The 7,208-nt window shown below is 73.7% G+C and carries 8 protein-coding genes; all 8 read right to left on the minus strand.

Going from position 1 to position 7,208, the window contains the following annotated elements:
• Positions 1-8: 8 nt before the first annotated feature.
• From MY526_RS02395 to MY526_RS02430, 8 genes are read right to left on the minus strand one after another with little or no spacing between them, the layout of a single operon-like run.
• A complete protein-coding gene (locus tag MY526_RS02395) occupies positions 9-383 on the minus strand; it encodes a GPW/gp25 family protein (protein WP_436689360.1) in 375 nt (124 codons plus the stop codon).
• A 13-nt stretch (positions 384-396) separates the two neighbouring features.
• Positions 397-738 (minus strand): hypothetical protein, encoded by a 342-nt coding sequence (locus MY526_RS02400; protein ID WP_436689358.1) that lies wholly within the window; start codon positions 736-738, stop codon positions 397-399.
• Between the two features lie 9 nt (positions 739-747).
• Complete coding sequence (locus MY526_RS02405) at positions 748-1,608, minus strand: phage baseplate assembly protein V (protein WP_436703155.1); 861 nt, start codon at positions 1,606-1,608, stop codon at positions 748-750.
• The gene (locus tag MY526_RS02410; RefSeq protein ID WP_436689354.1) at positions 1,605-2,726 is read right to left on the minus strand and encodes a phage late control D family protein; all 1,122 of its coding nucleotides are present in this window, start codon (positions 2,724-2,726) and stop codon (positions 1,605-1,607) included. Before MY526_RS02410 ends, MY526_RS02405 begins: the two co-directional genes overlap by 4 nt.
• A 5-nt stretch (positions 2,727-2,731) precedes the next feature.
• Positions 2,732-3,268, minus strand: coding sequence for a hypothetical protein (locus MY526_RS02415; protein ID WP_436703156.1), 537 nt, complete (start codon positions 3,266-3,268; stop codon positions 2,732-2,734).
• Between the two features lie 5 nt (positions 3,269-3,273).
• Positions 3,274-3,975 (minus strand): hypothetical protein, encoded by a 702-nt coding sequence (locus tag MY526_RS02420; RefSeq protein ID WP_436689350.1) that lies wholly within the window; start codon positions 3,973-3,975, stop codon positions 3,274-3,276.
• Positions 3,972-6,170 carry an AAA family ATPase gene (locus MY526_RS02425; RefSeq protein ID WP_436703157.1) on the minus strand — a complete coding sequence of 733 codons (2,199 nt, stop codon included), beginning with the start codon at positions 6,168-6,170 and terminating at the stop codon, positions 3,972-3,974. Before MY526_RS02425 ends, MY526_RS02420 begins: the two co-directional genes overlap by 4 nt.
• The gene (locus tag MY526_RS02430; protein ID WP_436689346.1) at positions 6,167-7,006 is read right to left on the minus strand and encodes a DUF4255 domain-containing protein; all 840 of its coding nucleotides are present in this window, start codon (positions 7,004-7,006) and stop codon (positions 6,167-6,169) included. The genes MY526_RS02425 and MY526_RS02430 overlap by 4 nt, the downstream gene beginning before the upstream one ends.
• Positions 7,007-7,208: the final 202 nt, after the last annotated feature.

Raw genomic sequence — 7,208 nt, forward strand, 5'->3', positions numbered from 1 at the left:
CGGCCTCCTCACGACGCCTGGAAGCGGATCGAGCGGCGGGCCAGGTCGAGCCGGCGCTGGTAGGCCACCTCGACCGTCAGCACCTCCTCGTGTGCCTCCACGTCGACGCCGGTGACGACGAGCTCGTCGCCGAGCCAGCGGGTGAGGGCCTGGCCGACGGTGAACTCGATCGCGGCCGCCAGCACCGGGTTGCTCGCGTCGAAGACGAGGTTGAGCAGGCCGCAGCCGAACTCGGGCAGGTTCACCCGCTCTCCGGGGGCGGTGAACAGCACCTGGAGGATCCGCCCCCGCAACTCGGCGTCCCCGTCGGCGTGGGTGGCGATGCCGCCCGCCGGGGTCACCGCGAACGGGAACCCGGGACCGCCGGGCGCACGAGTCGTCATCTCCGCCTCCCCGTCAGCGCACCAGGCCGGTGCCGCCGTTGACCTGCGCGAGGACGACCCCGTTCTGCACGGCCACCTGCCCGGAGACCTGGGCGACGACGTTGCCCCCGGTCCGGACGCCGGTGACCTCGAGGTTGTCCAGCAGGTGGGTGACCACGCCGGTGGCGATCGCGAAGGCGAGCTTCCGCCACCCCGACCGAGCGCCCTCCAGGGCCTGCTGGGCGGCCTCCTTCGCGGGGCCGGACGCGGCCTCGACCGCCTGCTGCAGCGGCGGTGAGAGCAGGGCGTCCAGCTGGTCGTAGACCGCCTTGCTCAGGCCGCGGTCCGCGTCCTGGGTGCCGACCGTCAGTGCCACCGCGCCCCCCTACTGGACCTTGTGCTTGGCCGACAGCGGAACCGACAGCTGCATCGGGGTGGCCGGCGGCGACGTCGGGGCGCCGAGGTTCCCCACGTGCGTGTGCGCGTTCAGCGCGGTCAGGAAGGTGCCGACCTGGGTGGCCAGCTGGGTGCCGAGCACGAGCGCCTGCGCGGCGCCGTCCCCGAGCTGGATGCCGCCGGCGCCCATGACGATCTTGTTCTGGTTCTTGTCGGCCAGGGTGATGCCGCCGGCGGCCAGCTCGACGGTGTTGCCCTCGGAGACCCCGTCGGTGATCCGCACCCCGCTGGAGGACAGCCGGATCTCGTGGCCGTTGACGCCGTCGACGATGCTCAGCCCGTCGCCGTCGAGGACGACGAGGTGCCCGTTGACGCCGTCGTGCAGGAGCACCGACTCCTCCCCGTCGGCGTCCTCGAACTGGAGGGTGTGCCCGCAGGCCGTCGTGAGGATCTTGCGGGTCGGGGGGTCCTGCACCTCCCCGGCCTCCTCGCCGTCCGGTGCGGTCGGCCGGGGCAGCTGGCTGCTGTCCCCGGGCCGGCTCCAGAACGTCCCCACCCAGACGGGGAACTCCAGGTCGCCCTCCTCGAACTCCACCCACACGCCGGCCTCGCGTGCGGGCAGGAACAGGAAGCCCTCGCCGGCGGCCCCGCCGTAGGGCAGGCAGGGGGCCGCCCACCCCGTCACCACGTCGTTGCCGAGCAGGCTGGGCACCCGGACGCGGAGCCGGCCGAGCCGGGCCGGGTCCTCGTTGTCGACGACGAAGCCCCGGTACTTGCCGTAGAACCGCCGCTCGACCCGCTCCACCAGGTCGGCGACGACCCGCTCCAGAGCGGCCCCGGCGCCGATCACGCCAGCGCTCCCAGCAGACCGTCGCCCGCACCGGCGAAGTCCTCGGCGCCGGTGGGTTCCAGGGCGTTGCGCTTGACGCCGAAGGTCTGCGTGTAGCCCTCGGCGGTGAAGGCGTGCCGGACCCGGGTGACCAGGTAGCTGCCGCTGTGGGTCCGCCCGACCCCCTTGACCACCACCGTGGAGCGCGGTCGCAGCACCGCTCCGTAGCGGTGCGAGTCGAGCTCACCCTCACCGGTCACGAAGTGCTCCGCCCGGTCGTACAGCGCCTGGCACAGGACCGCCATCTCCGCCGTGCCGGTGGTCACCGCCCGTCCCACCTGGACCACACCCGGGGACATCCCCGACGACAGGTACGCGGCCAGGGGCCGGGCCCCGAGGGGCGGCTGCAGGCCCGACTCGGCGCGGGCGTCGAGGACCTCCCCGCTCAGCCGGTCCACCTGGGACATCGCGACCGCCGACGGCGTGAGCGCGTCGACCTCCAGGGCGAACCGGGTCACGTTGGTCTCGTCGCCGAACGCGACCGCGAGGACCGGCTGGTCGCCCTCGGACGCCGCCGGGGGGCCGAAGTACCCGCGCGTGCCGTCGACGTAGCACTCGAACCCGTTGCGCACGGCGAGGCGCTGCAGGAACTGCATGTCGGTCTCCCGCTGGATGATCGTCGAGACCTCCTCGTCGTGGACCACCTCGGTGTCGGTGACGTCCGGCTCGAGGTCGTGGGCCTGGAACGTCTCCCGCGCGATGTCGCTGTCCTTCTTGTTCGGCCAGTCCTTGAGCACGTCGTCCCGGTCCATGAGGACGCTGGCGTCCATCGCGAGGATCTCCAGGCGGCACCGGTCGAGCCCCTCGCCGAACTCGGGGCGCAGGTGGGTGATGTAGCCGCTGAAGAGCTCCTGGGTCTCCTCCGCCACCCCGGCGGCCACGGTGATCGGCTGCCAGGGGGCGAACCGCTCGTCGTCGAGGTAGTCCCACCGGCCGTCCGGACGCAGCAGGAGGGCGACGCTGAGCCGGCACGTGCCCGCCAGCTCGTCGTCGAGGTCGACCTCCGCGAGGAGGAGGTCCTCGTACAGCTGCTCCACCTCGGCCCCGCCGACCTGCACCCGGAGGTTCTCGTGCGCCACGGCGGTCACCCCCCGGTCACCGGGGGCGGGACGACGATCTCCCGGCCGAGCCGGTCCAGCACCACCCACTCGCCCATGCCGACCGGGACCGACCGGAGGGCGGCGGCGATCTCCTCCGCGGCGACGGTGACGCGGTTGTGCGTGACCCGCAACGACCACGGGGGCCGCGCCGGGCCGGCCGCGTCGTCGACGACGCGGACGTGCTCGACGCCCGACAGCTCCTGGACCGCGGCGATCAGGCGGGCCCACGGCGGGTCGCCGTCGCCGAGCGGGAACTCCGTGGTCACCACCGGGTCGTCGGAGAGGAGCCCGAGCGGGGAGAGCGAGTCGGGGTTGGCGTCGCAGATGTGCCACCAGTCCCGGGACCGGCCGTAGTAGGTGGTGGCGAGCTGGTCGAGCCGGTCCCCCGCGGCGACGACGTGGCGGAAGGTCCCCGTCACCTCGGGCAGCGGGCGGGCCTGCGTGGCGCGGACGATCCGCCCCTGCCGGTCGGGGACCGCCACGGTCGGCACGCCCCGGTACCGCGAGCTCGCGCTGAACACCGGCCTCACCCCGGGATGACGACGTTCGCGACGTCGGCGATGCCGGCCAGGTTGAGCGCCGACATCGCCTCGGTCATGGCCTTGGAGTACAGGTAGGGGACGCTCTTGCCCTCGATCACGGTCAGGTTGACCCCCACCGTCGCCCGGACCGGGTTCAGGTCCGAGCTGAACTCGGTCTCGGTGATCGTCATGCTGTTGATGTTGACCGGGAGCACCCGCTTGCGACCGAAGACGAACAGGATCAGGGGCGGGTTGGCGCTGCGGGTGAAGCTGAACCCGTCGGGCCGGCCCAGGAGCTTGGCCAGCGCGCCGCCGACCAGGCTCTCCGACTTCGGGTGCACCATCAGCTCCAGCGTGGCGATCTGCGGCCCGATGCCGAAGTTCTCGGTGATCGCGTCCTCCTCGTCCAGCCGGTCGGTCGCGTCGAGCCGCAGGTCGAACCCGATGCTCTGCTCCTGCACGGTGACCATCTGCTGCTTCTGCAGCTCCGTCAGGTCGCTGAACGTCCCGTGGAACTGGCGGATGGTGCGCAGCGGCGCCGCCGACCCGCCCGTCTCCGCCGCCGGGGCGGCGAACGTCAGGCTGCGGCTGCGGGTCAGCTGCAGGGGGTTGAACTGGAACACCACCACGAGCGGCGGGATCGTCAGCCCGAACTCGACGAACGCACCGCGGAGGATGCGCGGCTTGTTGGGGAAGCCATCGGTCATCGGGGATCGCTCCAGACCTTGCCGACCTTGTCGAACTCCCGCCGGGTGCCCTGCAGCAGGTGCTGCGGCCGGATGGGCCCGCCGTCGGCCGCCGCCAGGAAGGCGGCGTTGAGCACGATGTTCTTGATGCTGCCGCCGGTGACGGGGAACGACCGCGCCAGGAGCTCCCAGTCGACGTCCGGGGCCACCGGCGCGTCGGGCGGCAGGTGCTTGCGCCACATCAGCTGCCGGGACCGCTCGTCCGGGAACGGGAAGTCGACCAGGAAGCGGATCCGGCGCGCGAACGCGTCGTCGAGGTTCTGCCGCAGGTTCGTCGCGAGGACGACCACCCCGGCGTAGTCCTCCATGCGCTGCAGCAGGTAGCTGGTCTCGATGTTGGCATAGCGGTCGTGCGCGTCGGCGACCTCGGTCCGCTTGCCGAAGAGGGCGTCGGCCTCGTCGAAGAACAGGATGGCGTTGCTGGTCTCGGCCTCGGCGAAGACGCGGGCGAGGTTCTTCTCCGTCTCCCCGATGTACTTGCTCACCACGCGCGACAGGTCGATCCGGTAGAGGTCGAGTCCGAGATCGCCGGCCAGCACCTGCGCCGCCATCGTCTTCCCCGTGCCCGGCGGCCCGCTGAACAGGACGCTGAGGCTCGTGCCGTGCCCGAGCCGGCGCCGGAAGCCCCAGTCCTCGTAGACGCGCTGGTGGTGGCGCACCTGGTCGCAGATCTCCCGCAACAGCGTCGTCCGGTCGTCCGGCAGGACCAGGTCGTCCCAGCCGTAGCAGGGCTCGACGGTGCTCGCCAGCTCGGCCACCCGGTGGCTGGACTGCCGGCGGCAGGCCCGGGTCAGGTCCTCCAGCGTCAGGGCCGGACCCTCCCCGCGGATGGTCGCCTCCTCGGCCGCGGCGAGGACCGCCGCGCGGATGCGGCCGGGGGTCAGCCGGTACCGGGTCGCGAGGTCACCGGCCCAGTCCCGCGCCCTCGGGGTCCGGCCCGCCAGCTCGCGCCGCCACACCGCTGCCCGCACCGGCGCCGGCGTCTCCGGCACCTCGACCGGGCTGACCAGGCCCGGATCGTCCGCCGCGTCGTACCAGGGGGTGCGGCCGGCGGAGATCACCATCCGGCGGCACTCGGCCAGCGTGTCGGCGAGGGCCCGCACCACCGGGCGACCCGATGCCTCCTGGAGCGCGTCCACCCCGCCGAGATACACCACGGCGTCCTGCAGCAGCCCCTCGCGCAGGGCCAGCCGGAGCAGCGCCACGGCCTCGTCGGCGGGCTCGGCGACGACCGCGTCGACGTCGACGGCGAGGAGTCCGACGCCGAGCCGCCCGCACACGTACCGCGCGAGCGTCTGCTTGCCGGCACCGGCCGGGCCGTGCAGGTGGACGACGGCCGGTCGTCCACCTGGGTCGCGCAGCCGCGCCTCGACCATCGCCTGCAGGCGGGTGAGGACGTCGGGGAGCACATCGGGTGCGTCCTGGTCCGACGCGGGCGGGTACAGCCGGGCCCGCCCGTCGAGGCGGGCGTCGAGTGCGTCGTCGCCGAGCAGGAAGCCGAGGATGCGCGGGTCCAGCCGGAGGAAGCGCGCGAGGCCGCTCGATCCGGACGGGCTGGCCGGATCCGCCACGACCTCGAGCAGACCGCTGCGCCGCAGCGGTGCGCCCTCGGCGAAGCGCGCCCGGGCCCGCCACCGCTCGGCCTCGTCCGGGCACAGCAGTTCCAGGACCAGGTCGACGCTGGGGCGCTGGCGGGTGATGTCGTCCTGGAGGTAGGCGTAGAGGCGGTCGTACTTGCGGCGCAGCTCCGGCGCCAGGCAGACGAGGACCGTCTGCACGTCCAGGTCGGACAGCGCGAACGCCCGCCGCAACCGCGGCAGGCGCAGGGGGACGCCGTCCGCGGTGCTGCGCCGCACCCGGCCGTCGATGCGGGCCGACAGCTCCGCCAGGGCGGACCGCTGCGCCGGGGCCGACGGGCCGGCACCGCCGTCGAGCGCCCGCACCACCGGCCCCTCGTCGCTCCGCAGCAGCCGGTCGACCTCCTCGTCGGAGATGTAGACGGGCCGGTCCAGCTGGGACTCGGGGTGCAGCCGGGCACGGAGCTCGGCCGCCCGGAGGCGGATCCGCAGGTCCAGGCGCCGAAGCTCGTCCGCGAGGTGCTCGAGGTCGTCGGCGTAGCCGCGCACGCCGGTCGCGGGCAGCACCGCGGTCGTCACGACGTCACCTCGAAGAGGAAGGTGCGGCGGAACACCCCGGCGACGTCGACCCGCAGGTCGTAGACACCGGCGGCCACGTCGGGCGGAACGGGGACGGTGAAGGCGTCGCCGGTCAGGTCGTGGTCGCGGAGGACCACGCGTCCGCCCATCACGACGCCCACCCGCCAGCCGGCCAGGTGCTCGCCGGCGAAGTCGACGGCGCTGCCGGCCGGGCCACGGACCGGGGACATGGCGTCGACGACGGGCGGTCCCGGGTACGTCCGGACGACCGGGACGGCCACGCGGCGGACGCGAGCGGGCGTGCGCAGCCCCTCGTGCCGGCGGGCGTCGAGCTGGACGGTGGAGACCTGGTACTGGACGGAGGGCCGGAACGGGCGGGAGAAGGTGCTCCAGATCTGGCTGAGCTGCTCGAGGTCCAGGGCCTTGCCGACGACCTGCAGGTCCTCGCGGGCGTCGCGGAGGCCCGGGTCGAGGTGGGCGTCGGGGACGACGGGGTTGTCGTGGAAGACCCGCATCGCCTCCCCGAGGATCTGGTGCGCCGTGGCGTTGCCGGTCTCCGCGTCGTTCGGCGCGTACGCCGTGAGCAGGTAGTAGAGGACGAGCGACAGCGGCGGCGGGACGAGTCGGCCGGGATCGCTCGGCGAGACGGTCGCCTCCTGGTTGCGCAGGTAGGCGTTCTCCTCCAGCCGGTAGAGGAACAGGTTCACCCGCCGGTCCCCGGCCTGCTCGTCGGGCGCCAGCACCGTGACGTCCACGGTGAGGTTCAGCCGCATCTGCGCCATCAGCATGGCGCGCAGCGAGCTGCTCACCATGCCGATGGCGGTGGAGGCGCTCACCTCCGCGGCCTGGTGAGCAGGCGCCCCAGACGGCGGCGCTCCCAGAAGGCGGGCGGAGCGGCGGCGGCCGCGACGGCGGGCCCGCGCCGGCGGTTCGGCCCCCACTGGGCGGGCAGGGGCCCGGCGGGCGCGGGCGGTGCGGCCCCGAGATCGGCTACTGGATCGCGCCGTGGGCCCGTGGCCGCGGGTACGCCGCCGAGGC

Origin of the sequence: Geodermatophilus sp. CPCC 205761 (assembly GCF_051383655.1) — a bacterium.
Taxonomy (GTDB): Bacteria; Actinomycetota; Actinomycetes; order Mycobacteriales; family Geodermatophilaceae; genus Geodermatophilus.

What these genes read in the sequence shown, in the direction of transcription:
- MY526_RS02395 (WP_436689360.1), bottom strand. Translation starts at nt 383, where the DNA reads ATGACGACTCGTGCGCCCGGCGGTCCCGGGTTCCCGTTCGCGGTGACC.
- MY526_RS02420 (WP_436689350.1), bottom strand. Translation starts at nt 3,975, where the DNA reads ATGACCGATGGCTTCCCCAACAAGCCGCGCATCCTCCGCGGTGCGTTC.